Origin of the sequence: Enterococcus sp. DIV0970a (genome assembly GCF_051711265.1) — a bacterium.
Classification (GTDB): domain Bacteria; phylum Bacillota; class Bacilli; order Lactobacillales; family Enterococcaceae; genus Enterococcus_D; species Enterococcus_D casseliflavus.
On sequence record NZ_JBIOMF010000001.1, the window covers coordinates 1,791,320 to 1,815,608 of the forward strand.

Genomic DNA, 24,289 nt, shown 5'->3' on the forward strand with positions numbered 1-24,289 from the left:
ATAATGTTGCCTAGGAGTGTGAACAACATGGTTATTCGTTACCCGAATGGACAATCTACTACCTATGATGACGGCAAAAAACAAAAAATGCAAGAGAAACTAATAAAGCCAAAAACGTATGCCAATCGTGGGATGCGTTTTGAAGAAGCGATCAATGAAAGCAACCTTTATTATTTGAATCGGAAACTTGCTGTCATTCATAAGAAACCGACACCAATTCAAATCGTGAAAGTAGATTATCCAAGAAGAAGCGCCGCCGTAATCAAAGAAGCCTATTTCCGTGAGGCATCCACCACTGATTACAATGGGGTTTATCAAGGGCAATATATCGACTTTGAAGCGAAAGAGACTCAAAACAAAACGTCATTTCCCTTTAAAAATTTTCATCCACACCAAATCAAGCATATGGAAGACTGTTTGGAACAAGCGGGTTTATGTTTCGTTCTTTTATGGTTTTCTAGTCTACAACGCTGCTTTTTTCTCGATAGCAAGTGCTTAATTTCTCAATGGCACCTGCAAAAAGAAACGGGGAAAAAATCAATGACACTGGCCTATATTGAAACGAATGGGATTGAAATCATCCCTTCAATTGCGCCGCGTATTCCCTATTTAAAAGCAGTTGATCAATTTTTAACGATGAAGGAGAATGATTAGTATGGCAAATGGATCACAATCGAGGACCTCTCGGCATGATTCTAAAAAAGGTACAGCTAAAAAAGCACCAAAGCCTCCTAAGGCAAAAGGCAAACGAAGCATTGGGAGTATTCTTTTAAAAGTATTTATGGGGCTGTTTTTCTTGGGCTGTATCGGGATTCTATCCGGGATGGGGCTATTCTGGTGGTATGCCAAAGATGCGCCTGCACTTGATGAAACACGTTTGGATTCAACGGTTTCTTCTCGTTTCTATGCGTCAAATGGCGAATTGATCACTGAATTCGGTAGTGAAACCAGAGAAAAAATTACAGCAAGTGAGATTCCTCAACTGCTGGAAGACGCGATCGTCTCTGTCGAAGATCGCCGCTTCTACCAGCATATCGGAGTCGATCCGATTCGGATCGTCGGTTCCGCATTATCCAATGCCACAACCGGCGGTATGCAAGGCGGAAGTACGTTGACACAGCAATTGATCAAGCTGTCCTTCTTTTCTACCAGCGCTGAAGACCAAACACTACGTCGAAAAGCACAAGAAGCATGGATGGCGGTTCGTCTTGAACAAATGAAATCAAAACAAGAGATCCTCACTTACTACATCAATAAAGTATATATGTCCAATGGTGTATATGGGATGCAAACGGCCGCAATGAAGTTTTACGGCAAGCCGTTAGCTGAACTAGACCTTGCGCAAACCGCTTTGATTGCCGGTTTACCAAATGCCCCTTCAGCTTTTGACCCATTTGCGCATCCTGATAATGCGAAAAGTCGGCGAGATGTTGTTTTAGGTGCGATGCTGGAAAATGAAAAAATCACGCAAGCGGAATATGATGCGGCCGTTGCCGAGGATATTCAAGAAGGCTTGCAAGACAATCCCCGTGAAAACCAAGAGTGGAAATACTTTGACAACTACTTTAACGAAGTGATCGCTGAAGTCAAAGAAAAAACTGGGAAAGATGTGTATACTGACGGCTTAGATATTTATACTAATGTCGATATCGATGCACAAAAACGATTATATGACATCGTCAACAGTGACGACTACGTTGATTACCCAGATGACAAGATGCAAGTTGCCGCTACCTTAGTTGATGTTAACACAGGCAAGGTGACCGCTCAGATCGGTGCCCGTAATGTTGATGATGTTCTAGCAAATAACCTGGCTGTCAATGTCGCACGAGACTTTGGTTCGACCGTCAAACCAATCACAGACTACGGCCCTGCCTTTCAATTTCTACAAGATTCCACGGGTAGAATGATTTTAGATGAACCTTACACATATAAAGGGACGAATATTCCTGTTTACAACTGGGATCGCCAATATATGGGCAATATCACCTTGCGGACCGCTCTAGCAGAGTCTAGAAATGTGCCGGCAGTGAAGCTGTTTGATGAAGTCGGCGCGGACAATATCGCAGACTTTCTCAGTGGTTTAGGAATCGAATATGATACGATCACCCAATCCAATGCGATTTCCAGCAATACGGATAAATTGGATGGCACAAAGTATGGGATCTCCAGTCTGAAAATGGCCGCTGCTTACGCTGCGTTTTCAAATGGTGGCACCTATTATGAACCACAGTACGTCAATAAAATCGTCATGCAAGATGGCACAGAAGACGAAGAATCCTTTAAAGTTTCTGGTCAAGAAGCAATGGATGATACGACAGCTTACATGGTGACCGATATCTTGAAAGATGTTATTTCTGTCGGAACTGGAACCAACGCGCAAATCGATGGTTTGTACCAAGCAGGGAAAACGGGAACGTCCAACTACACCGATGACCAGTTAGCACAACTGGATACATCGAATGGCGCCTACCCTGATATTACCTTTGCCGGCTATACTCCCTCCTACTCATTGGCGGTTTGGACAGGCTACAACGACAAAATGACACCGATCACTGATAGTAGTACCCATGTGGCTTCAGATGTCTATCGTGAATTGATGCGCTATGTTTCTGCTTCTGTAGAAAACACGGACTGGACAATGCCTGACGGATTGACACGGATCGGAAGAGAGCTTTATCTTGAAGGGACGTACACCCAACCAAGCTATTCAGCACCAAGTTCGTCCAGCAGCAGTTCCTACGTTGAACCAACGACACCTTCTACAGAAAGTAGCGAATCAACACCATCAAGTACAACAGAATCATCAAGCGAAGTAACACCACCAGTGACAACACCTGATGAGGATGATTCATCATCGGTCGTTACGCCTCCTACTTCTAGTCAGGATCCCGGTTCAACAACACCTTCCAGCAGTGAGGATAATCCTTCCTCACCACCGGACCCGCCGGAACCAAACGATGGTAGTGTCGAATAATGGAGAATCGCAAAAAAACAGTAGATCAAAATCTGATCTACTGTTTTTTTGCGATTCCTGCCATATAAATGTAGAAGCTTACTTTTCAAGCTCTTCAAACAGCAATTTTTTATCGGAAAGCTGATGAACTTGATTATGCAGATCGTCAAACAAGTGAATCACATTTTCTTTCGTCTCGTTCACTTCAAAAAGAATCTCTTTGGCACGATCATGAATCCCATCGATCCGCATTTCTGTTGTACGGATCATTCGTTCAGATTCGATTTTCGCTTCCTGAATTGTGCGATTCGCTTTTCTTCTAGCAAAGACTAAGACCTCACTGATTTCTGTTTGGAACTGCTCGTTTTCGATTTGTAGGGCTGCATTTTCTTCCCTTAATGCTTCGATTGTCGCCTGAAGCTCTGCGACTTCTTCATTTGATTCGCTAGCTGATACATTTGCAGCAAGCTCTTCTTTTTCTGCCAATTGCTGTTTCAAATCAGCAATTACCTCTTGCAGCTGCTGGATTTCTTGCCGCTTCAAGGTCCATTCAGCGCGTTCCTTTTCGTAAGTTTGTTTCTCTTGTTGCTCTTTTTCTTGCTGAACAGCTAACTTGGATTCTAATTGCTGGATTTTTACTTCAAGTTTTTCTGTATCTACTTTCACTTGAAGTGAGCAGTGCATCGCCAACGACAAAGTACTCATCTTCTTTGAGGTACCCCCGAATCGGCAACGCCTCAACGGCTTCATCCTTCACAGTGATCATAAATGAAAAATCAAAGTCAGTATCCTCCGCCCCAATCAACAACCGCTCCTGTGTACGAACGAAGGAATCCCCCGGCACACCAATCACTCTCTTGATCAAAAATTTTCCTTCCTGTTCGAAAGCGATCAGCTGATAGCGATTTGGCTGGTGCTTTTTATGAATCAGCACAACTTGTCGATCCTCGATCGTCGGCAGCATGGACGTTCCTCTGACTAACGCCAGTCGATACGGCTGAAGAAACGCAATAAGCAAAAGGACCATCAAAAAGATACCGCTGATAGGAAGACCTATTTGTCTATGCCTTTTACTCATATTGCCAGCCCTCCATCCTTATTTTGGCATAATATATGAAACACTTGATGAGTGCGCCAATTCATTGCTGATCACGCGATAAGAGATTGTGGTTCCACCATAGACATTTCCTTCTGAAACCAAAATACCATTTGGACCAACGGCTTCAACAAAAGCGACATGACCATAACGAGGATCAGATCCAGCTGTTCCAGGTGCAAAAGAGATCATACTACCTGCTTTAGGCGTTTGACTGACGTTGTAACCTAAACGTCGTCCAGTATTGCCCCATTGACCACCATTTCCCATGTAGTCATCTACTTGACCGCCTAATTGACTCACGCGATTGAACACATACCAAGTACATTGTCCAACAGGATACGAACCAGAAAGATTGTAGTCACGACCGTTGTATTCTGGAAATGTCATGAGGGAGCGATACTCTTCTGGAATTTGTTCTTTTCCTTGGATAAACAAGCCTGTTTCTGTTGCGATCACTTGGTCATATTGCGTCAATCCATAGACCGCAATCAGTGAATTGATTTTTTTACTATAATTAACATCGGTCGCATAAGTGCCCGTCAAAGCATGCTATCCTCAGACATTTCAAAGTGGGCGCCGCTAGCGTACATACTGATTGCGGGGGAGTTGGCTCGAGCATTCAAATGAAGCTCTGATCGATTACCGATATCGATCCGACCATTTTGAATGTAAATATTTGCCCCATAGGCTTCTCCTCCTGTGCCAGCTGTTCGCAAGGTCATTTTCACATCATCGCCAATAATCATTCGACCCGTTGCATAGTACAAATAAATATTTCCCGCATTAATCGTTGACATGTCAACTACTGCGTTATCGAGAACTTCTAATTGGGTTATTTCCATATTTACCTGATTCGTTGCGTTGATCGTTTGTACTCGTCCTGATCGGGACGTATACGTCGGTGATTGATGCGATGTTACCTCGCCAGACATAACGACAGGTGTTGCGTGCGAGTGAATCAATTGATTTCCCGCATTGGTCAAATTATGGTAGCGCATTCTGGATAGATTCTGTTGTGGAATGCTCATATTCGTAAAATTCATGAAGCCATAATAGTTGCCATGAACGATATCGATATTGTGGTACGTGATGTCCCACGGCGTTGCACTATTGACGGTACTATCATAAAATCCGACAGCAACAGCTCTAAAGTCGATTTGATACCCATTGCCTTCGATCACAAGCGTTCTTGAAATTCCAGAAGCATTGGTCCAAATATAGGCTAATCCATTTGTAGGGTTGGAAGTTGCACTTCCCGCAGCCACTCCAGAAACTCCTTGAGTAGGATTATCCGAAGATTCAAAGTCATTTACGATATTGATATAATTTACATCTTTGTTCACGATTGCCGCCATAAATTCTTGCCAGTTGGAAACATCCCGGTGACTGATTTCGTTTAACGGTGTGACCGGTTCTGTCAATTGGGCAATCGCTTCTGCTTGATCAGCTTCTGTGTCTTGCTGATTCTCGTTTAGGTTCGCGTCATTGGAAGGTTGCGTGGTTCGTTCCCCTTCCTGCGGCGTCTCTGATGGTGAGACTTCTGTCTCGATCGTTTCATTATCTTCATCATCATCCGAGTCCTCTTCCTCGTCATCTTCTGCCTGTACTTCGATCGTTAGTTCCGCTTCACCTATAACCAGTTGATAATCGCCTATTTTATTAAAGACGATAGGAATCTCGAACTCCATTAGCTCTTCATCAAAGGTAAGCGTCCATTCCTGTTCTTCTTCAGACAGCTTTTTACTCTTCACTTCTGCAGCAAATTCTTCTTCCGCGATCGCTGCTTCTTTCGCTACAACCAGCGTAATCTCATCTAACGGTTGGCTTGATACGACGAAAACATCGATCGGTTGATCCACGACACCTTCAATCACACTAACTGGAAACTGAAAAAAAGGGGTATGGATGTCAAATTCTTTTGTTTGGATCGGTTGTGTTGCTTTATCAAGCAAGGACATGTTATGCGTTTCGTCCAATGGTTCAATCGTGTGATCGATGGCGTGGATTTCTGGCAATAGTAAACTGCTCAGACTTGGAAAAAAAGTTTGCACACTTAGCAATCCAATAATGATCGCAATTATTACCTTGTGTGGGGTATTCTTCATTTCAACTTTTCCCACCTTCCTTTGCATTTTTTTTCTGACGAACAATTAGGATGATCGCAAGCAATAGAAACAAGCTGATTAGACCAGCCGTGGCGATCATCCACCAATTGAGTGACGTATCTACAGTGACATCGAGTTCATTTAAGCGGCGAGCATCTTCTGCCTCTACGCTAAATGTCTGTTCCCAAGACCACTCTTCCTCTCCTGACCGCGCAGTAAGATTCAATACATACTCCCCATTACGAAAACGATCGCCATTCAAGGGAATTGGGAAATGCATATGTGAATTAGGAGCCATTTGCATCGCTGATTGACTTGTTTCATATAAAATTGTCTCACTGCCAACAGATCGAATTTCAGCTGTTACTTCCAATTGATTGACAAATGTTGAAGTATAATTTTGGATAACAGCACTAAATACGTTTCGGTAGTTTACTTGATCGGCAAAAACATCAAGCAGTTCCAATCCCGGATCCGTTGCGGACCGATTGTTGCTTACTACCACACCAATGACATAGGAAAATGCATTCCGAATACCTAATCCTTGTTCAGCAGATTGTGTTTGCTCCTCTTCCGAAATAACCTCTTTGATTCGAATGCCACCTGCCAAAACCCCTTTAAATTCCTCTTCTGGCATCGTAATCGGTAAAGAAATGATTCGTTTTTCTAATGGATCGAACGATACGGTTTCAGGCACCTCTACCAGTTCATCAATTGATGCAGGTAAAGTCGGATCAGGGGATTCTGCATCCCTACCATATTCCACAACACCATTCACATTCGTAAATGCCGTATGGGCAGAAATTTCTATTTCGATCGCTTGATCAGAACCATTTCCGATCTCTAAAGCCAATTCATCACGTTCTCCTGCCCCAAGATTTAAATCGAAATACCCCAATGCCCCTCCTTCCAGCTGACTTTCCGGTAAGATAGGCGTCACATAGAAGTTTAATTCTGATTCTGTCTGAGCATAGCTCAATCTTGGTGAAAAAAAGAATGATAATAGGATGACCGCACAGGTAACCGTTTTTATCCATTTCATTCTCATACGTTGTTCAGTCAAAAGTGGTTCTCCTTCCAAAAAAGGCAGGAATAATTTACTATTCCCGCCAGTTGTTTCTTGTTGCAAGCTATGATCCTTCTTACGGATTTACTGTTTCGCCGCCACTATCAACAGAAGCAGTTAGCGTCCATGTCATTTCCGCAGTATAGTTAGTTGCTAGCTGCGTGGTAGAACCTGGTACAAATAGTTGAATATCATCATTTCTGATAATTTCGCCTTCTTGTTTATTAAGATTTTGTTCCGTCAATTTTTCTTGATCTCCCCAGTAAATCGATGAAGCGCCCGCGCCTTGACCGACCGAAGCACGCATGACAGGAATGTCTTGATCGTTGACATCTAGGATCAACGCATTTTGTTCTTCATTATTGATAACGGCACTTGGCTGTAAGTCTGGATCACCCTCGCCTTTGTTGAACACGATCTCAGGGTTTGCCAACTTGATTTTTGCCCCAGTCAAGACATCCCCTGATTCAGAAGTAAAATCAGTTAGACTAACATTTAATGTCCAACCAGCATGCGTTCCTCGGGTATCTTGCACTTGGGCAAACGATACATACGGTGTCGTACCTGATTGATCAGCCAAATTACGCTCATCAGCAACGATTGAATACCAACGATCACTGGTAGAAATAGCATTCTGACCAAAATCGAATGTTTGTGGTGCATAAGCAATGGTAAATGGACCCGTTTGTCCTGGCGGTGTTGGTTCGATCGTTTCTACTTCTGGGTGCACGACTGGCGGTTGTACCACTGTTAGATCGCTTCCGTCTGAGGTAAACCCTACAACGTTATCGGTAGTCGTTTCTAATGAAGATTGGGCAAAGGCTTGAACGCCTCCTGCTAGTAAAGTGGTGGATAATACAGCGACCGTAGCTAAACGAATCTTTTTCATTTCTAGTTCCTTCTTTCTTTTTATTCAGTACAAAACCAAGTTATTGAACCGTTTCTCCGTCCGGTCCAGCTGTTGCAGCCAATGTCCAAGTAAGGGTTGCTTCATAAAGAGCAGCGTCTTTCGCTGTTGATCCAGGAACAAGTAACTCGATTCCAGCATTTTCAACAACCTCTGCGCCTGCTTCCACTTGTCGATTGATTTCTTCCTGATCGCCCCAAACGACTGACGATACACCAGCACCTTTTGTTTGAGCAGCGGTCAGAACCGAACGCTCACTATTTGTAGCATCTAAAATCAATCCATCCGCATGAATTTGTGGTTCATTTTCTTGGTTGCTTCCGTTATATTCCAATTTTGGCGAATTAAAACGAATTCTTGCTCCAGTCAGTTCATTATTTTGTGTTCCTGATTCAAAAGCACTTAAGGAAACTTTTAAATCCCACCCAGCATTTGTCCCACGCGTATCTTGGACTTGGGCAAAAGAAACATAAGGAACTCTTTCTTCACTATCTTCCGCATCTTTTAGCTTGTGTAATTCAGCCACTAGCTTATATTCTTGATCGGTATTAGAAATCACTTGCTCACCGAAATTAAGCGTAGGTGCGTAAGCAATCGTCAATGGTCCCGTTTGTCCTTCCGGGCCGACTGGATCGATCTCTACATCTGGACCATTAGGACCAGGATTTGGTGGTTGAACCACTGTCGCTTCGCTATCGTTTGGTACAAAGAGAACTTTCCCTTCTGTATCATGGTTTGTTACACTTTCAGTAGCCAAGGCTTGCGCGCTAATAGTAAATAAAGTTGCAGCTAAAACAGCTGCCGATGCAAATTTTACGAATTTCAAATTCATCCCTGCTTTCAAATTATTTGTCTTTTCTTTTTAACCATCATAAATTTTGATCGATGTTTGGTATATTGCACATACAATACAACCAGTACGAGCAGTAATCCAAGTAAGATTACGCCGTAAGTTCTTGTCTCGTTGGTCTTTGGTAAAATACCACCTGGTTTTGCTACCTCGTTTGGTGGCGAGATATTCTCTGTAGGGCCTGCTGGCGGTGCTGGTTCGGGTTGCCCAATAGGCTCATAAACACCGGTAAAAAGCACAGAGCTTTCTGTTTCAACCGACTGCACTTCCTGAGCATTCACCGCTGCCGTAGAAATAGTTATCCCATAAAAAAGAGTGCAAAACAGAACCATACGAACTAATTTCCATACCTTTTCTCCTTTCATTCTCCCTCCTCCTCTATACTTGCCACATCTTATAAGTGATCTTTTCAAAACTGCGTTTGTCTAAGACCCGTTAACAAAAAATGATTTTGAGATCGTTACAGAATCATTTGAACTGTGCAACGCTTTTTCTGTCATTCGTAAAATAGCAGAGAAAGACTTATAACCTTTGACAAAGTTCACTATACTGATGATTTTCACAGATTTGAAATACTATTTTTCACCAATAGGTGAATTTTCTTATAAATTTTACGTTTTATTGACTAAATATAAGCAGTTTTATAAAAAGAAAGGATGAAAATTGTGCGAAAAAAACCCATCATACTAAGCTTACAAATAGTTTCAAAAAAAAGGCGTATCGGAAGGTTCATTTCGCATCGAGCATCACCCCTCACACGATCTCTTTGTGAAAAAACACCTGATTTTGAGTGGTGTAATCAAAAAAATTCGGTAAGCTTCTGTTTTTCCAGTTGCTTGAAAGGGCTTTAATAAAGGGTATTACGTTAATTACCTGTTTTTTTTATCAATTTGTGCAAAAAAAAACGCTAAGCGATTTCGCTTAGCGTCTTGATCCTAGTTACTTTTGGTTTATGTTCACCATTAAATGGTTTTCTTCCCCTTCATCCGAAGTTTTCCTTCTTGGCACATTGTCAACAATGGACAAACCTCACACTTAGGTGCCCGTGCTGTGCAATGATAACGACCAAAGAAAATTAACGTGTGATGCGTTTTGACCCACAACGTATCTGGAATCTTTTTCATCAATGTTTGTTCGACTTCTAATACGTTGGCGTCTAGTTTACAGATGCGCAGCCTTTTTGATACCCGTTCGACATGCGTATCGACAGCGATTGCTGGAATGCCAAATGCATCGCCAAGAACGACGTTCGCTGTTTTTCTGCCGACACCTGGCAAAGAAATTAAGTCTTCTCTGGTTTGAGGCACTTCGCCTCCAAAACGCAGCAACAATTCAGAGGCACAAGCTTTGATATTTTTCGCTTTGTTTCGATAGAGGCCAATCGATTTGATTTTTTCAATAATGTCTTCTAACGGCGCCTCGCTGAGAGCCTGCGGCGTTGGATATGCTTCAAAAAGTGCCGGTGTCACTTTATTAACTGACACGTCTGTTGCCTGTGCGCTTAGAATGACAGCAATCAGCAATTCAAAGGCATTTTTTGACACTAGTTCTCCATGTGCTTCAGGAAACATCTCATACATTATTTCTATCGCAGTCATTGTTTTTTCTTTACTGATCATTGGACGAATTAAACTCCTTGTATCTTACTCTCCTTCTAACCAATTATGCATAGGGATTTTGGGCATTGGGCCATCTTCTTGTGGCGTGGTTTCATTTTGAAGAAACTGTTTTTTTCTTCTTTTTTGCTCTTCTTCTACTTGCGCTTTTGAGGTAATATTCTTGCGTTCCCACGAAAGCAAAATACGATCGATATAGTTTAAACTATACGCTTGATTCAAGACCGCTTCTCGCAAAGCAAACTGGACCAGCTCGGGATCATAGTGGTCCTCATCCAACCACTGCCCGATCCGTTGGTATTCGATCGCCGATAAGGGGCGACCAAATTCTCCTTCAAATAAGCGATACAACTCGCGTATCTTCTCTTCATTTGTTTCAGCGACTTCTTTTTTGGATTGCTGCTGCAAAAGAAACTCGAGCCGTTCATAAATGCCAGTGAAATCATAATAATCAACCATTTTTCCTGCGTCGTCTTTTTTAGAACCCATTCGCAGCACATCTTTTTTCAGCAATTGATTCAACCAATGATAGATCTCTTTTTGGTCGCTGCCCATCACCGAGGCGATCTCACGTAAATCTGGAAAATCATTGCCTTGCTCATGGCTGCGATACAGTTGCAGCCATAACAAAAATTCATCATTCGTCAAACCAAGATGATGGTAATTCTCTAAAAGCAAATTTGAAATCGTCGTTTGCCCTTTTGCCAAATATTCCTTTAACGAAACCATACTACATCCTCTTCTCCTTGGCTCACTTGAAACATTAAGATTCTTCCTATCAGGATCGAATCAATAAAAAGGGGACGACGCAAATGCGGACGTCCCACGATTCTTTGTTGGTTACGCTTTTTCTTTGACTGCTGCGATGATCTCAACTTCAACCAAAACATCTTTTGGTAAGCGAGAAACTTCGACAGCAGAACGTGCAGGTAACGCTTCATTGAACAATGTGCTATACGTATTATTGAAAGGAACGAAATCATTCATATTTTTTAAAAAACATGTCGTCTTAACGATGTCATCTGGCGTAAGTTCCGCCGCTTCAAGAATCGCGTTGATATTTTTCAATACTTGCTGAGTCTGTACTTCAATCGTCGTACCGACAACTTCCCCCGAAACAGGATCTAATGGCACTTGACCAGAAGCAAACAAAAAGCCGTTTGCGATTTTTGCTTGAACATAAGGACCGATTGCTTGTGGTGCTTGATCTGTAGAAATTATCTTCATTTTGTTTCCTCCTCTTTCACTTGGCATTCAGGACATAGACCATAAACTTCTAGTCGATGGTTATTTATTTGATACCCAGTTAATTTCGAAGCCGCCATTTCGACATCTTCCAATCCTGGATAGTAAAAATCAGCGATCTTTCCACACTTTTGGCAGATAGCATGATAATGAGGCTCCGTTGTAAAATCAAAACGACTGGAGGCATCTCCATAATTCATTTCTTTTACAAAGCCAATTTCTGTGAACAAACGTAAGTTATTGTATACCGTTGCGACACTTATACCAGGAAAATGAACTTCGATCGCCCGATAAATCTCTTCAGCGGTCGGATGGGCATCATGACTGGCTAAAAATTCTAATATCGCTACTCGCTGCGGTGTAATACGAATATCTTCATGTTTTAATCGTTTGATCGCTTCATCGTAGATCGTACTCACAGGAGTTCCTCCATTTCTCTTATCTTACCTATCATACTATGTAAAACCTAAAAATTCAAACAGCTTTCCTTGTTTTTTTTCAAAGGAATAGCGCATTTTCCCAGCCCGTCTTCCCTCAGTTTTTCGAGAAAGAAAAGCAGACAAACGAATGCCTGCTTTCTCCCTCTTTGCTAGTCTTCAAACTGATACAGTGCCGTAGACAAATAGCGTTCACCATTATCTGGTACGATCGCTAAGACTTTTTTGCCTTTTCCTAAGTCCTTAGCAACCTCTAATGCCGCTTTGATCGCTGCACCAGAAGAAATCCCTACTAAGATTCCTTCTTTCATCCCAACTTGACGCGCAGTTTCCATGGCATCTTCACTAGCGATGGCAATCACCTGATCATAAATCTCAGTGTCTAGTACTTTAGGAACAAATCCCGTGCCGATCCCTTGGATCTTATGGGGACCAGGTTTGCCACCTCCTAAAATAGCTGATTCTGCAGGCTCAACGCCCACGATCTTCAAATTAGGATAGACGCGTTTCAACTCCTTCCCCGCACCAGTGATCGTGCCACCTGTGCCGATCCCAGCAACAAAAGCGTCTAACCCTTTAGATTCAAACGCATCCTCAATTTCTTTCCCTGTCGTTTTTTCATGGACTTCTGGATTGGCTGGGTTTTCAAATTGTAATGGCATATAATAGCCGTCTTGTTCTGCTAATTCTTTTGCTTTATTGATAGAACCAGTGATTCCTTCAGACCCAGGGGTCAAAATCAACTCTGCGCCATAAGCTTGAACAATTTTACGTCTTTCAATACTCATGGTTTCTGGCATAACCAGCACGACACGATAGCCTTTTGCCGTACCGATCATGGCTAAGCCGATCCCAGTATTCCCAGAAGTTGGTTCGATGATGGTATCACCAGCTTTTAACAAGCCATTTTTTTCTGCTTTTTCAATCATGGCTAAAGCAATTCTGTCCTTGACACTTCCCCCAGGATTGAAGAACTCTAATTTCAGATACACATCCGCAGAACCTTCTTCTACGATGTGATTTAATTTGACGATTGGCGTATGCCCAACTAACTCATTGACCGATTGATAGATTTTTGTCATTGAAAATCCCTCCCGTTCTTATTCTTCCATTCTACCTAAAATAACCCCGAGTTGCGAATAAAAAGTAAGCAATTTCAATTTTTTTCTTATTTTTTTATATTTGTTTGTATTCACTTTCTTGATTTTGTTTTTCCATTACAAAAAAACCTTAAGAATGATGCCATTTAGAGCAATCATTCTTAAGGCGGTATCAGATAATTAAACGATTAATTCTTGGCCAACAACAATGACCTCACTAGATAACCCATTTGTTGCCATTAGAGCGTCGACCGTTGTGCCAAATTTATTGGCGAAATCCCAAAGTGTATCGCCTGAAGCAACGTGATAGCTCTGCGCTGTAGATCCGCTGTTTACCTGAGTCGTCGTTGTAGTTTGCGTAGTACTCGTGCTAGTCGTGCTCGTTGTACTTGTCCATGCGGTACTTTGCGTTGTCCCAGTATCAAAGCGTGTGAGCTGATACGTTTCAATTAACCAGTTCAGTTTTTGTGCATACCCTGGATCGGTAGCATAGCGCCCCGTCAAGTAATTCGTTGCATCATAAAATGAGGTTGTTTGGCTTTTCCAAACACCACTGTAATGAGCAGTTCCTGTCGCGAAACTCGTGCTGCGCAAGACATTCGCATGATCCTGAAACGATTCCCAGTAAGAGTTATATTGACGAAACGGTTCATTCATCTCTACCCACTGACCATTCAAATACTCTTGTGTAGGCATATAGACACTTTGTCCGTTGTAACTGCCTTTGACCCCAAACAAATTGTAATAGGGTGCATTGGATAACGCGGAAGAACCATAGCCGCTTTCCAAAATCGCTTGAGCAATCATCACAGAAGCATAGAGATCATTGTTGGCAGCAACATCTTGTGCTGACCAGCCAATTTGCTCGATAAAACCTGAAATATCCTGCGTCGCATATTGATTCTCAGCAGCTTGTACCTGTTGAGGAACGAAAGTGACCGTCATTGGCGCTAACATCATTCCTGCCCCCATCAAAGAGACCACCGCCTTTTTAGTAGGTCTTTTTATCGTCTTCTTTGGTTGATGATGTCTTTCACTTCTTGTTTGATAACTTCCCATTTTTTTCCTCCAGTAACTGTACGTTTTTTCAAATAAATCAATACAGCTATTATACGGAAAAACATCTAACAGTGCAAACAATGATCACTTCGCAAACAACAAAAGACTTTTAAAAAACTGTATGGGTATCCCGCTTGGTTTGCTAACTACTGATAAGTTTTTTTAAAAACTGTTAGATTGCTATTTTATCGATTCCCTCTTACTATTCACAAGTGCTTGTGCCTTGCGGTACAACCATTTTTGGGAAATCTTAGCCACTATTACTTTAAATAAGTCACTCTAACACGTTTAAAGTGGCAAGAATCCAGACAAAAAACACGCTCGAAAATCGAAAAGATTCTCGAACGTGCTATTTTTGATTGATTGTCGATCAATTAATCGATTGATTTGAAAGTATTCACGACATTCTCAACACTGAAGCCGAATTCCGCTAAGACTTTGTCACCAGGTGCCGATGCACCGAAATGATCGATCGCGATCACTTTTCCATGGCAACCGGTGTAACGTTCCCAACCAAATGGGGAAGCCGCTTCGATCGCTACCCGTTTCTTCACTGCTTTTGGCAAGACGCTTTCTTTGTATTCTGAGCTTTGTGCTTCAAACAAATCAAAGCTTGGTAAGGAGACCACCGATACATCGATGCCTTCTTCTGCCAATTTAGCTTGTGCTTGAACCGCAAGATTCACTTCAGAACCTGTGGCGATCAAAATCCCCGCTGGTGTTTCACCAGCTTGTTTTGAAATCACGTAGCCACCTTTTGCGACATTTTCATCCGCACCGGTTTGCGTGCCTTCGATCACTGGTAGATTTTGTCGGCTTAAGACTAAGACCGTTGGTTTATCCGTTGTTGTCATAGCCAATTTCCAGGCAGCACGGGTTTCATTGCCGTCTGCTGGACGAATCACTTGGACATTTGGCATGCAACGGACGCTAGCTAATTGCTCGATTGGCTCATGCGTCGGTCCATCTTCTCCCACCGCCACGGAGTCATGCGTCAAGACATAGATTACAGGTGCATGCTGGATTGCAGACAAACGCACCGCTGGACGCAAGTAATCAACGAAGACGAAGAAGGTTCCGCCATAGATTCGCGTACCGCCATGCAATTGGATTCCGTTCATCGCTGCCGCCATAGCAAATTCTCGGACGCCAAACCAAATGTTGCGGCCTTCGTATTGGCCAGGTTCAAAGTCTTTTTCTGCTGCCACCATCGTATTGTTGGATCCTGAAAGGTCAGCCGATCCACCCCAGAGACTAGGGACGGCTTGGGATAAGGCTTGGATCATCTCTTTGCTGGATACTCGACTAGCTTGTGAGCTGCCAACTTCGTAGCTTGGTAATGCTGCATCCCAATCTGCTGGCAATTCACCCGCAAAGGCTTGTTTGAATTGCGCAGCAAGTTCTGGGTAGGCTGCTTCATAGGTACGGAAGGTTTCGTTCCAAGCTGCTTCAGCTTTTTGCCCTTCATCGATCATGGTTTCTTTGAAGCGCGCGGCAACTTCTTCAGGTACTGTAAATTCTGGGTATTCCCAACCATAAATCGCTTTGGCTGCAGAAATGCCTTCGGCACCGATCGGCGCACCATGAACGGCAGAGGTGCCTTGATTTGGCGCACCGTATCCGATCACAGTCTTGATTTCGATCAAAGTTGGTTTGTCGCTTTCAGCTTTTGCTTCGTCGATCGCTTTCGAGATCGCTTCTAAATCATTGCCGTCTTCAACGAGAATGTGTTGCCAGCCATACGCTTCAAAACGCGCACCGACATTTTCTGTAAAGGCTTTTGAAGTTGGGCCATCTAGGGAGATGTCATTTGAATCGTACAAGACGATCAGTTTGTCTAATTTCATGTGACCAGCCATGGATGCAGCTTCTTGCGAAACACCTTCCATCAAGTCGCCATCGCCACATAAAGCGTAGGTATAGTGATCAATTACTTGATACTTGTCGCGATTGTAGGTTGCAGCCAAGTGGGCTTCGGCCATCGCCATACCGACTGCCATGGCGATCCCTTGTCCTAAAGGTCCAGTGGTTGCTTCCACGCCGTCTGTGTGATCGACTTCTGGATGTCCTGGCGTGCGGCTATCCCATTGACGGAAGTTTTTTAGATCCTCAATGGTCACATCGTAACCAGACACGTGCAACAAGCTGTACAATAACGCCGAACCGTGCCCAGCAGACAAAACAAAGCGGTCACGATCCACCCAGTTGCGAGAAGTCGTTGGATTGACTTTCAAGTGTTTCGTCCACAAGGCATAGGCCATGGGTGCTGCCCCCATCGGTAATCCTGGATGTCCTGAATTGGCTTTTTGTACGGCTTCGATACTTAATGTACGAAGGGTGTTCACTCCTAATTGATCGATTTTATCAAACAATGGTAGTTCCTCCTAATTTAGGTTTTTTTTACCTTTATTACATCTTTCATTATACGTGATTCAGAAGCTTATTTCAATAGCAATGAAAAGGAATTCACAATTATCTGCCGTGGAGACCTTTTTTCTTTTGAATCTCTTTTAACTTCTCTGGTGTTACATCAGCACCTTCAGGGTCAACGATTTTCATTCCTTCGATATGGTGTCGCATCCCTCCACGAAAGGCGGTTAAATACTCTTCACGCAGAACTTTTTGTTCGTGGGTCTCAGCCTCAGTCAATCCTTCTGTTTTTTTCTTGTTGGCAAGTTCATTGATTCGAGCTAATTTTTCTTGAGATAGCATAGTTGTTCCTCCTTTTCCATCTTGATTTTACTACAAACTAGCGAGCAAAAACAATAGCACAAAAAGCGAACATTTGTTTGAATAATCGATATAGCTATGGTACACTAAGGTTATCAAATGAAAGAAGGTGTCAGTTTTGGCAAAACGAACAGAAAATCGACAAATCGAAATTCTTAAGTTCATTCATACACGTGTCACTGAAAAAGGCTATCCGCCGACTGTTCGCGAAATTGGCGAAGCCGTTCAGTTATCTTCTACCTCAACTGTTCATGGCCATTTGTCCCGACTTGAAAAAAAAGGGCTGATCTTACGAGATCCTACAAAACCCAGAGCCATTGAATTAACTGCTTCCGGTCTTGAAAAAATCGATGTTCAACCAGCATCCATTCCGATGCTTGGTGTCGTAACTGCTGGAGAACCGATTTTAGCCGTGGAAGATGCATCCGATTTCTTTCCGATTCCGCCAGATTTAGCGAATAGCACAGGAAGTTTATTCATGTTGACGATCCGAGGAGAAAGTATGATCAATGCTGGCATTCTCGACGGTGATCAAGTAATCGTTCGTAAACAACAAAGTGCTCAAAATGGCGATATCGTGATTGCTATGACAGATGAAGACGAAGCTACGTGCAAACGATTCTATAAAGAAAAGAATTACATTCGTTTACAACCAGAAAATGATTATTTAGAACCAATCATTTTGCCTGACGTAACGATTTTAGGATTGGTTGTTGGATTGTATCGCCATCTGCTTTGATGCTCAACGAGCTGACTAGGAAATCTTCGTTTTTACGAAGATTTTTTTTCTTTCCTCTTTACAAAGCGAACAAACATTCGTATAATAAGTATACAAACATAAGTTCGTATTATTTAAGGAGTGAATGAGATGAAAGCAGTTCGTCGATTTGGTTTTATGTTGTGGGTATTATTGATGGGAATTGTTATTGGCTATTTTGGCGTTTTAAGTGCTGTTCTGATTTTTTGCCCTCTAATGATGCTTTGGTTCATGCTTTGGGATGAAAAGAAATTCCGCCAAGCAGAGCGCAAACGTAACCGCCATTATTATCACGATCATGATTTTTATCGTTATGAACCATGATCCTTCCCCTACATACGCCCATAAGGCAGCAGAAACAAAAAAGGACTCCAGCGAGTCCTTTTTTGTTTCTGCTTTTTTAGTATTCCATTAACGTCTTGATTTCGACACCTTGGATCTTGTCTCTTCCATGTAGATCCATCAGTTCGATCAAGAAGGCACAGCCAACAACGATGCCACCTAGTTTTTCTACGAGTTCGATCGTTGCTTTGATCGTTCCGCCAGTTGCTAGTAGATCATCACAGATCAAGACACGTTGACCTGGTTTGATGGCATCGGCGTGCAGCGTCAAGACATCCACACCGTACTCTTTTTCATATTCTGCTTCAATCGTTTCCCGTGGCAATTTGCCTTTTTTACGCACTGGGGCAAAGCCGACACCTAATTGATAGGCAACTGGACAACCAACGATAAAGCCGCGGGCTTCAGGTCCTACCACCATATCGATGCCTTTTTCTTGTGCATACTCAACGATTTGTTGTGTCGCATACCGATACGCTTCTCCATCTGCCATCAATGGCGAGATGTCCCGAAAAATAATTCCCTCTTGGGGATAATCAGGAATACTAGCAATATACTCTTTTAAATCCATTTTCTTTCCTCCTAGACTGTCAACCACTGACGAAGGGTTGATAAATCACTCATTAATAAAAATTCTTCTGTTTTGATCAGTTTTTGTCGTTGCTGATACAAATGACTCTCCGTCAATGGACGGGAAACAGGATCAGCAGTTTTATTCAAAACACCATCTTGTATTGTAACAAATTCCAGCTCAGAAAACACCTGAATCATGAAAATAAGTAATTTTTGTGGAATTTTTAGATAGTCAGCGACCATCTTTAGTTTGTAACGAATGTCCAAACGAGGCTGCTGTTTGATCAGTTGAAAGAGACGACTGTATTGCTCTCTTGTCCCTACCCCATCTAAATAAGCATCTTCTGTCGAGTAGAAAACAAAAGCAACTCTTGACGCCTGGAGCGCTTGAACGATCTCTTTGATCAATGCAGGGTCAGCAGGACAATCTAAAAATGCAATCTCTTGGAACTGACCAGCACGAAAAGTATCTTCCAAGGCTGTAACTGAGTCAAATATGGTGGTTTGCCCACAAAAGCCTTGCAATTCCCGAGGAAGTTTCTGCTTGAAAAGAACGCCTAGTGTTTGACTGCCCAGAGAGACACCTTGACGGCTTTTTTTCGAACGATAATCAAATAGCTGAATCCCTTCCACTGCAAAATCATCCAACATGAGCTGCGGTTTTTTGTTGCCATTCCATTCATTGATGGAAAGCTGACCAACGATCGATAAGCGGTCGTTTTCAAACGCTACTAAATCTTTTCCAAAACCAAACCCAATGACATCCAGCTGCGTGTTAGACTCATCGCTCATCACTAACTTCAAATGCTGATTTTCTGAACCAATCTGGCGAGCATTTTGAGTCATCAGATTAGAAAATAAAAATTTCGGTAAGGGGTTGTCCGTTCCAAAAGGCGCTAAGACTTTTAATGATTCAATAAAACTGATCGAAACTTCTGTTAACGGTAGCTCCTCATCGATCGCTAATGGGATGCCCTGACTGAGGTCAATGGCATTTTCTTCAACGTAACGATTCATTTGGGCTTGCAGCATATCTAAATGATCGATGGGGATACTTAATCCAACTGCTGCATGATGGCCGCCAAAGCTAGTAAACATGTCTTTCATCGTCGACAGCATTTCAAACAGATTCAACGCAGCAATGCTTCTTCCCGACCCTTTGGCTAAGCCATTTTCTTTTTTGGTCAAAACGATCACTGGTTGTCCTGTACTTTGCATGATTCGCCCTGCCACGATCCCTAAAACGCCTTCGTGCCAATGATCTCCCACCACCAAATGAACATGGTTCGCAGGATCGATTTTTTCTTGTGCTTCTTTCATGATTTCTTCAACAAAGGTTTTTCGCTGCTGATTGATTGTATCTAAGGTTTTGGCTAAGCTGACTGCCTCTTCTTCATCGAAGGTAGTCAACAAGCGAACAGCCGGATTGGGGTCCTCCAAACGACCGATCGCATTTAACCGTGGTCCAACGGCGAAGCCAATGTCTGTTTCGTTGACTGTTTGTTTTTTTAAACCGCTGACTGACAGCAACTCATTCAGTCCGATGCGATCCGATTGCTGAATCATTTTCAACCCGTTGCTGACTAATAGCCGATTCTCATCGGTTAAAGAAACCATATCAGCGATCGTCCCAATCGCAACAAGATCAAGCAATTCCACTGGCACTTCTTCTAACAAAGCGCAAGCCACTTTAAATGCGACGCCGACTCCAGCCAAATCACCAAAAGGATAGTTTCCTTGAGGGTGACGGGGATGGACAATAGCAAACGCCTCCGGTAGTTCTGCAGGTAGTTCATGGTGATCTGTGACGATCACGTCAACTCCTTGTCCTTGAGCATAAGCAATCGCCTCATGACCAGACACCCCATTGTCGACGGTGATGATCAATTGCGTCCCTGCTGCAATTTTATCTTGATAGACAGTTAGATTGGGCCCATATCCATCTGTAAAACGATTAGGCAAATAATACTCAGCTTCCGCCCCTAGCAATTCCAACGTTTCCTTTAACACGGTAGTGCTCGTAATCCCATCCGCATCGTAATCACCATAAATCAAGATTCGTTCGCCATTTAAAATCGCTTCATGGATTCGTTCCACGGCTTTAGCCATATCATGAAATAAAAACGGATCATGAAGATATTGCAGGTCCGTTGATAAAAAAGCATCGAGCGCCTCTGCTGTTCGAATATTTCGCTGCCATAGCAAAGCGCCGATCCGCTCAGGGATCTTTCTTTCTTGGATCAGCTCTTTAAATACTGGGGTCGTTTCGCTTTCTTGCGGACGCACCCAATGAAAATTTGCACGTTTCACCAAATCACTCCTAACTAGGATATTATAGCAAAGTTTATGCAAAAAAGAAAAACAACGAGAGAAACAGCACTCGTTTTACAACACAAAAAAAGAGCTTGCAGCAAATCTTGCACTAGCAAACTCTTTTTTTGTGAAATGTCGCTCTTTTAGGCTTGCGATTCAAAAGACTTCATTTCCTCATCGATCGTTGGCGGCGTGGATGCGCCCGCAGCACGTGAGGAAAGCTGGGCTTCTTGATCATCGAGCTGCTGCTGTCTTGCCGCTAACTCCGCCTGCTTGTTCGTGTATTCCCGTTCCAAAGCTTCTCGTTGTTCTTGGAGAACCTTCTCGTTATTCGAACGATAATCTGAGAGCTCTTTTCTCAATTGCTTTAGTTCTTTTTTTTGGCGGAACATTGCGCTTGTGGAAACCAGCAGCAAAATCAATGCGCCTAACAAAGCAGAACCAATAATGACTAAGATCAGTGGCGATTGAATCGTTGTGAAGCCAAAGTTGATCGGGACAGTCATATTGTTTGCAACGGCAAATAAAACGATCACTAAAATCAGTAAAATACCAACGATAACACGCCATTGATTTTTCATGGGCTTCAACTCCTATTTTTTGTTGAACATCGTTCCCGCCATATAATCGCCGATTGAAGGAAACAGGGTATATAGTTTCGCAGCAGCGCCTAAAATATGTGGGCGATTGATTTCTCGTTTTGGATGGATCATCGCTTTGACGATCGTTTGCGCTAATTTGTTCGGTTCGAGCACTAGGCTGCCCACCGACGATAAGTAACTACCGCTTGGGTCTGCTTGGTCAAAGAATGCCGTTTCGATCGGTCCAAGATTGACCGTTGTTACGTTGATCCCTAATGGTTTTAGTTCTAAACGTAATGCGTTAGAAAAACCGAGCACAGCAAATTTTGTTGCAGAGTAGACGGCCGTTTTTGGCGTAGCGATCTTACCTGCGATCGAAGCAACATTTATGATATGACCATGCTTTTGTTCAGCCATTTGGATCGCTACTTGCTGGGTCAAAACCATCATGCCAAGCACATTGACTTCGAACATATTGCGGATGACCGCCGGGTCCATCTCTGTAAATTCTTGAAAGATCCCGTAGCCAGCATTATTGACGAAGACATCGATCTTACCAACTTTTTCATTGATTTTTTCTAGTAAGCGCTCCACACTTTCAGGATTTGCTACATCCAATTGAAACGCATACGCTTCTTTGCCGCTTAATTCCATACATTGTTCTTTGACTTTTCCAATCAGATTCGTTCTTCGGGCACAAGTCACGACGATCGCACCACGTTTTGCGGCTTCATAACAGATTTGTTCGCCAAGTCCAGCAGAGCCACCTGTTACAACGACAACTTTATTCTCTAAATTCATCTGTTTCTTCCTCTCCGGCAAAATGGATCTCGACAATATCAAAATCTTTGACGATCAACGTATTCGGAAATACTTCTTTTGCTTCATTTACTAAATTTGTAATATCTTTGCCAACGTAACGCGCACTGATATGGGTCAACAGCAAACGCTTAGCTTGAGCTTCTTGTGCCACTTCGGCAGCTTGCCGCGTCGTCGAGTGAAAATAAGCGCGAGCCAACTTGGCTTCTTCTTTGTTAAAGGTACTTTCATGCACCAATACATCCGCATCTTCTGCTAGCAGTACGGCGTTTTGACATTTACGCGTATCACCTAATATCGCCACGATCCGACCTTTTTTCGCTTGGCCCAAGAAATCAGCCCCATTGATTTGACGTCCATCGTCAAGGGTAACTACTTCACCTTTTTTCAAACGACCGAAGAGCGGCCCAGGTTTCAACCCAAGTTCCAGTAAAGCCTGCACTTGCAATTCCCCTTGATGGCTTGCTTCAACAATCCGATAACCAAAACTGTCAATGCCATGATCAAGACGCAGACACGATACTTCAAATTGCTGATCTTTAAAAAGAATCCCTTCTTCTTCAATCTCGAAAAAATGTAAGGGGTAGCTGACTTTGGTCTGAGAAATCCGCAAAACGGTTTGAACGTATGCTTTGATCCCCTTGGGTCCATAAATCTCTAGAGGCGTGTCGCCTCCTTGAAAGGAGCGGCTGCTGATCAATCCTGGCAACCCATAGATATGGTCACCATGAAGATGAGTGATAAAGATTTTTTCAATCTTTCGTGGACGAATCGTAGAATGCAAAATCTGCATTTGCGTCCCTTCGCCACAATCAAAAAGCCAAACGGCATTCCGTTCATCTAAAAGTCGTAACGCAATGCTGGTCACGTTTCGATGTTTCGCAGGCACACCCGCGCCTGTTCCTAAAAATTCTAATTCCATAAGCTTCTTTCCTTTCATCTCTTTCCAATTTTAGCGGAAAAGAAATCAAGTTGCAATTGAAGCTTGTGGATTTTATTTCTCAGATTGGCGATCTTCTGCGTCGTTATGAGAGTTTTTCCAGTCTTCTTGAACGCGTGCTTTGGTGGATTCTTCGACTTTCTTAGCCGTTTCAATCTCTGCTTCCACTTCATCGTAGTCAAAGCGCGTGATGTCACCGCCTAATTCATTCATGATCAATTGATTCAAAGGACGATTGTCTTCTTCATCTGCGATCAATAATAACCCCGTATCACCAACACCAATTTGGTTTCCGACATGTTCAAAAAGCATTTGCGCATTTTGGATCTCTTTTGCATCACGAGTAGCACCGATCATACTGCCACCAAACCAGCCCAGCATGATTCCTAAAGGTCCGCCTAGCACACCAACGAGCATCCCAATCAATCCACCAGTTGATGTCTTATTGTTCCCAGTAAAATCGAGAAAGTCCTCGACTTTAAATTGATGCACGCCTTCATTGGTGTGGGTAAGAACTGCCATTTGTTCCCCTTTGATCTTCCGTTCCATATGCATCCGTTTCACTTCCGAAAAGGCTTGGTACGCTTTGGCACTGGCATCAAAATTCATTACAATGACACGTTTTGACATAAAAATCGCTCCCTTTGGTTTATTTGTTCTCTTCTTTATTTTAACAGTAAATCATTTAAATGAAAAAAGAAACCAAAAAGACTACCAATCATTGATTTCTTAGTGAAAATCAATGATCAGTAGTCAAATACACTGCAGCTAAAAAGGTATTTTTTAGGCAAATG

25 protein-coding genes and 1 pseudogene are annotated in these 24,289 nt (G+C 42.8%); 4 read left to right on the forward strand and 22 right to left on the reverse strand.

Annotated elements, in window-relative coordinates:
• Positions 1–27: 27 nt before the first annotated feature.
• Together recU and IGK14_RS08625 are read left to right on the forward strand one after the other, a co-directional pair.
• Positions 28–654 (forward strand): Holliday junction resolvase RecU, encoded by a 627-nt coding sequence (gene recU, locus IGK14_RS08620; RefSeq protein WP_010748391.1) that lies wholly within the window; start codon positions 28–30, stop codon positions 652–654.
• 1 nt (position 655) lies between these two features.
• Complete coding sequence (locus tag IGK14_RS08625; protein WP_010748392.1) at positions 656–2,977, forward strand: PBP1A family penicillin-binding protein; 2,322 nt, start codon at positions 656–658, stop codon at positions 2,975–2,977.
• Between the two features lie 78 nt (positions 2,978–3,055).
• On the opposite strand, the gene IGK14_RS08630 is transcribed toward IGK14_RS08625, so the two are convergent.
• The 16 genes and pseudogenes from IGK14_RS08630 to IGK14_RS08705 all read right to left on the reverse strand — a co-directional run bounded on the left by IGK14_RS08630 (position 3,056) and on the right by IGK14_RS08705 (position 17,152).
• Complete coding sequence (locus IGK14_RS08630) at positions 3,056–3,661, reverse strand: hypothetical protein (RefSeq protein ID WP_225000867.1); 606 nt, start codon at positions 3,659–3,661, stop codon at positions 3,056–3,058.
• Complete coding sequence (lepB, locus tag IGK14_RS08635) at positions 3,597–4,034, reverse strand: signal peptidase I (RefSeq protein WP_010748394.1); 438 nt, start codon at positions 4,032–4,034, stop codon at positions 3,597–3,599. Before lepB ends, IGK14_RS08630 begins: the two co-directional genes overlap by 65 nt.
• Before the next feature lie 18 nt (positions 4,035–4,052).
• A pseudogene (locus IGK14_RS08640) lies at positions 4,053–4,601 on the reverse strand (CHAP domain-containing protein); the annotation flags it as partial.
• Positions 4,595–6,187 (reverse strand): pectate lyase-like adhesive domain-containing protein, encoded by a 1,593-nt coding sequence (locus IGK14_RS08645; RefSeq protein WP_438712056.1) that lies wholly within the window; start codon positions 6,185–6,187, stop codon positions 4,595–4,597. The gene IGK14_RS08645 and the pseudogene IGK14_RS08640, both read right to left, overlap by 7 nt.
• Positions 6,162–7,289: a DUF916 and DUF3324 domain-containing protein gene (locus IGK14_RS08650; protein ID WP_010748397.1), complete on the reverse strand. Its 1,128-nt coding sequence runs from the start codon at positions 7,287–7,289 to the stop codon at positions 6,162–6,164. The genes IGK14_RS08645 and IGK14_RS08650 overlap by 26 nt, the downstream gene beginning before the upstream one ends.
• Before the next feature lie 13 nt (positions 7,290–7,302).
• Positions 7,303–8,115 carry a WxL domain-containing protein gene (locus tag IGK14_RS08655; RefSeq protein WP_010748398.1) on the reverse strand — a complete coding sequence of 271 codons (813 nt, stop codon included), beginning with the start codon at positions 8,113–8,115 and terminating at the stop codon, positions 7,303–7,305.
• 40 nt (positions 8,116–8,155) lie between these two features.
• Entirely contained in the window at positions 8,156–8,959 is an 804-nt protein-coding gene (locus tag IGK14_RS08660) for a WxL domain-containing protein (RefSeq protein ID WP_010748399.1), read from the reverse strand.
• Between the two features lie 14 nt (positions 8,960–8,973).
• On the reverse strand, positions 8,974–9,348 hold the full coding sequence (locus IGK14_RS08665) for an LPXTG cell wall anchor domain-containing protein (RefSeq protein WP_010748400.1): 375 nt from the start codon (positions 9,346–9,348) through the stop codon (positions 8,974–8,976).
• Between the two features lie 597 nt (positions 9,349–9,945).
• Positions 9,946–10,602: an endonuclease III gene (gene nth / locus IGK14_RS08670; protein ID WP_005226155.1), complete on the reverse strand. Its 657-nt coding sequence runs from the start codon at positions 10,600–10,602 to the stop codon at positions 9,946–9,948.
• Positions 10,603–10,626: 24 nt separating this feature from the next.
• Positions 10,627–11,328 (reverse strand): DnaD domain protein, encoded by a 702-nt coding sequence (locus tag IGK14_RS08675; RefSeq protein WP_010748401.1) that lies wholly within the window; start codon positions 11,326–11,328, stop codon positions 10,627–10,629.
• Positions 11,329–11,439: 111 nt separating this feature from the next.
• The gene (locus IGK14_RS08680) at positions 11,440–11,826 is read right to left on the reverse strand and encodes a RidA family protein (protein WP_010748402.1); all 387 of its coding nucleotides are present in this window, start codon (positions 11,824–11,826) and stop codon (positions 11,440–11,442) included.
• The gene (locus IGK14_RS08685) at positions 11,823–12,263 is read right to left on the reverse strand and encodes a Fur family transcriptional regulator (RefSeq protein ID WP_010748403.1); all 441 of its coding nucleotides are present in this window, start codon (positions 12,261–12,263) and stop codon (positions 11,823–11,825) included. The genes IGK14_RS08680 and IGK14_RS08685 overlap by 4 nt, the downstream gene beginning before the upstream one ends.
• A gap of 170 nt (positions 12,264–12,433) precedes the next feature.
• Positions 12,434–13,363: a cysteine synthase A gene (cysK, locus tag IGK14_RS08690; RefSeq protein ID WP_005226159.1), complete on the reverse strand. Its 930-nt coding sequence runs from the start codon at positions 13,361–13,363 to the stop codon at positions 12,434–12,436.
• Positions 13,364–13,561: 198 nt separating this feature from the next.
• Positions 13,562–14,440: a glucosaminidase domain-containing protein gene (locus tag IGK14_RS08695; RefSeq protein WP_010748404.1), complete on the reverse strand. Its 879-nt coding sequence runs from the start codon at positions 14,438–14,440 to the stop codon at positions 13,562–13,564.
• A 374-nt stretch (positions 14,441–14,814) separates the two neighbouring features.
• Complete coding sequence (gene tkt / locus IGK14_RS08700) at positions 14,815–16,812, reverse strand: transketolase (protein ID WP_010748405.1); 1,998 nt, start codon at positions 16,810–16,812, stop codon at positions 14,815–14,817.
• A gap of 100 nt (positions 16,813–16,912) precedes the next feature.
• Entirely contained in the window at positions 16,913–17,152 is a 240-nt protein-coding gene (locus IGK14_RS08705; RefSeq protein ID WP_005226164.1) for a DUF896 family protein, read from the reverse strand.
• A 136-nt stretch (positions 17,153–17,288) separates the two neighbouring features.
• Between IGK14_RS08705 and lexA the strand changes: the two genes are divergently transcribed.
• The gene (lexA, locus tag IGK14_RS08710; protein WP_005226165.1) at positions 17,289–17,909 is read left to right on the forward strand and encodes a transcriptional repressor LexA; all 621 of its coding nucleotides are present in this window, start codon (positions 17,289–17,291) and stop codon (positions 17,907–17,909) included.
• A 129-nt stretch (positions 17,910–18,038) separates the two neighbouring features.
• A complete protein-coding gene (locus tag IGK14_RS08715; protein WP_005236082.1) occupies positions 18,039–18,251 on the forward strand; it encodes a hypothetical protein in 213 nt (70 codons plus the stop codon).
• Between the two features lie 76 nt (positions 18,252–18,327).
• Here the strand turns inward: IGK14_RS08715 and IGK14_RS08720 are convergent, their stop codons facing one another.
• The 6 genes from IGK14_RS08720 to IGK14_RS08745 all read right to left on the reverse strand — a co-directional run bounded on the left by IGK14_RS08720 (position 18,328) and on the right by IGK14_RS08745 (position 24,125).
• A complete protein-coding gene (locus tag IGK14_RS08720) occupies positions 18,328–18,840 on the reverse strand; it encodes an adenine phosphoribosyltransferase (protein WP_005226167.1) in 513 nt (170 codons plus the stop codon).
• Positions 18,841–18,851: 11 nt separating this feature from the next.
• Complete coding sequence (gene recJ, locus IGK14_RS08725; protein WP_010748406.1) at positions 18,852–21,152, reverse strand: single-stranded-DNA-specific exonuclease RecJ; 2,301 nt, start codon at positions 21,150–21,152, stop codon at positions 18,852–18,854.
• 146 nt (positions 21,153–21,298) lie between these two features.
• Positions 21,299–21,736, reverse strand: coding sequence for a lipopolysaccharide assembly protein LapA domain-containing protein (locus IGK14_RS08730; protein WP_005226169.1), 438 nt, complete (start codon positions 21,734–21,736; stop codon positions 21,299–21,301).
• Between the two features lie 12 nt (positions 21,737–21,748).
• Positions 21,749–22,537 (reverse strand): SDR family NAD(P)-dependent oxidoreductase, encoded by a 789-nt coding sequence (locus tag IGK14_RS08735; protein WP_010748407.1) that lies wholly within the window; start codon positions 22,535–22,537, stop codon positions 21,749–21,751.
• The gene (rnz, locus tag IGK14_RS08740) at positions 22,521–23,477 is read right to left on the reverse strand and encodes a ribonuclease Z (protein WP_010748408.1); all 957 of its coding nucleotides are present in this window, start codon (positions 23,475–23,477) and stop codon (positions 22,521–22,523) included. The genes IGK14_RS08735 and rnz overlap by 17 nt, the downstream gene beginning before the upstream one ends.
• A 72-nt stretch (positions 23,478–23,549) precedes the next feature.
• Positions 23,550–24,125, reverse strand: a complete 576-nt coding sequence (locus tag IGK14_RS08745) for a DUF456 domain-containing protein (protein WP_010748409.1) — start codon at positions 24,123–24,125, stop codon at positions 23,550–23,552.
• Positions 24,126–24,289: the final 164 nt, after the last annotated feature.

Coding starts and splice junctions, on each gene's coding strand:
- IGK14_RS08720 (WP_005226167.1), bottom strand. CDS start 18,840: ATGGATTTAAAAGAGTATATTGCTAGTATTCCTGATTATCCCCAAGAG.
- IGK14_RS08625 (WP_010748392.1), top strand. CDS start 656: ATGGCAAATGGATCACAATCGAGGACCTCTCGGCATGATTCTAAAAAA.
- IGK14_RS08665 (WP_010748400.1), bottom strand. CDS start 9,348: ATGAAAGGAGAAAAGGTATGGAAATTAGTTCGTATGGTTCTGTTTTGC.
- IGK14_RS08680 (WP_010748402.1), bottom strand. CDS start 11,826: ATGAAGATAATTTCTACAGATCAAGCACCACAAGCAATCGGTCCTTAT.
- IGK14_RS08655 (WP_010748398.1), bottom strand. CDS start 8,115: ATGAAAAAGATTCGTTTAGCTACGGTCGCTGTATTATCCACCACTTTA.
- IGK14_RS08715 (WP_005236082.1), top strand. CDS start 18,039: ATGAAAGCAGTTCGTCGATTTGGTTTTATGTTGTGGGTATTATTGATG.
- IGK14_RS08645 (WP_438712056.1), bottom strand. CDS start 6,187: ATGCAAAGGAAGGTGGGAAAAGTTGAAATGAAGAATACCCCACACAAG.
- IGK14_RS08675 (WP_010748401.1), bottom strand. CDS start 11,328: ATGGTTTCGTTAAAGGAATATTTGGCAAAAGGGCAAACGACGATTTCA.
- lepB (WP_010748394.1), bottom strand. CDS start 4,034: ATGAGTAAAAGGCATAGACAAATAGGTCTTCCTATCAGCGGTATCTTT.
- rnz (WP_010748408.1), bottom strand. CDS start 23,477: ATGGAATTAGAATTTTTAGGAACAGGCGCGGGTGTGCCTGCGAAACAT.
- IGK14_RS08705 (WP_005226164.1), bottom strand. CDS start 17,152: ATGCTATCTCAAGAAAAATTAGCTCGAATCAATGAACTTGCCAACAAG.
- IGK14_RS08695 (WP_010748404.1), bottom strand. CDS start 14,440: ATGGGAAGTTATCAAACAAGAAGTGAAAGACATCATCAACCAAAGAAG.
- IGK14_RS08630 (WP_225000867.1), bottom strand. CDS start 3,661: ATGAGTACTTTGTCGTTGGCGATGCACTGCTCACTTCAAGTGAAAGTA.
- nth (WP_005226155.1), bottom strand. CDS start 10,602: ATGATCAGTAAAGAAAAAACAATGACTGCGATAGAAATAATGTATGAG.
- IGK14_RS08735 (WP_010748407.1), bottom strand. CDS start 22,537: ATGAATTTAGAGAATAAAGTTGTCGTTGTAACAGGTGGCTCTGCTGGA.
- cysK (WP_005226159.1), bottom strand. CDS start 13,363: ATGACAAAAATCTATCAATCGGTCAATGAGTTAGTTGGGCATACGCCA.
- recU (WP_010748391.1), top strand. CDS start 28: ATGGTTATTCGTTACCCGAATGGACAATCTACTACCTATGATGACGGC.
- IGK14_RS08730 (WP_005226169.1), bottom strand. CDS start 21,736: ATGAAAAATCAATGGCGTGTTATCGTTGGTATTTTACTGATTTTAGTG.
- IGK14_RS08745 (WP_010748409.1), bottom strand. CDS start 24,125: ATGTCAAAACGTGTCATTGTAATGAATTTTGATGCCAGTGCCAAAGCG.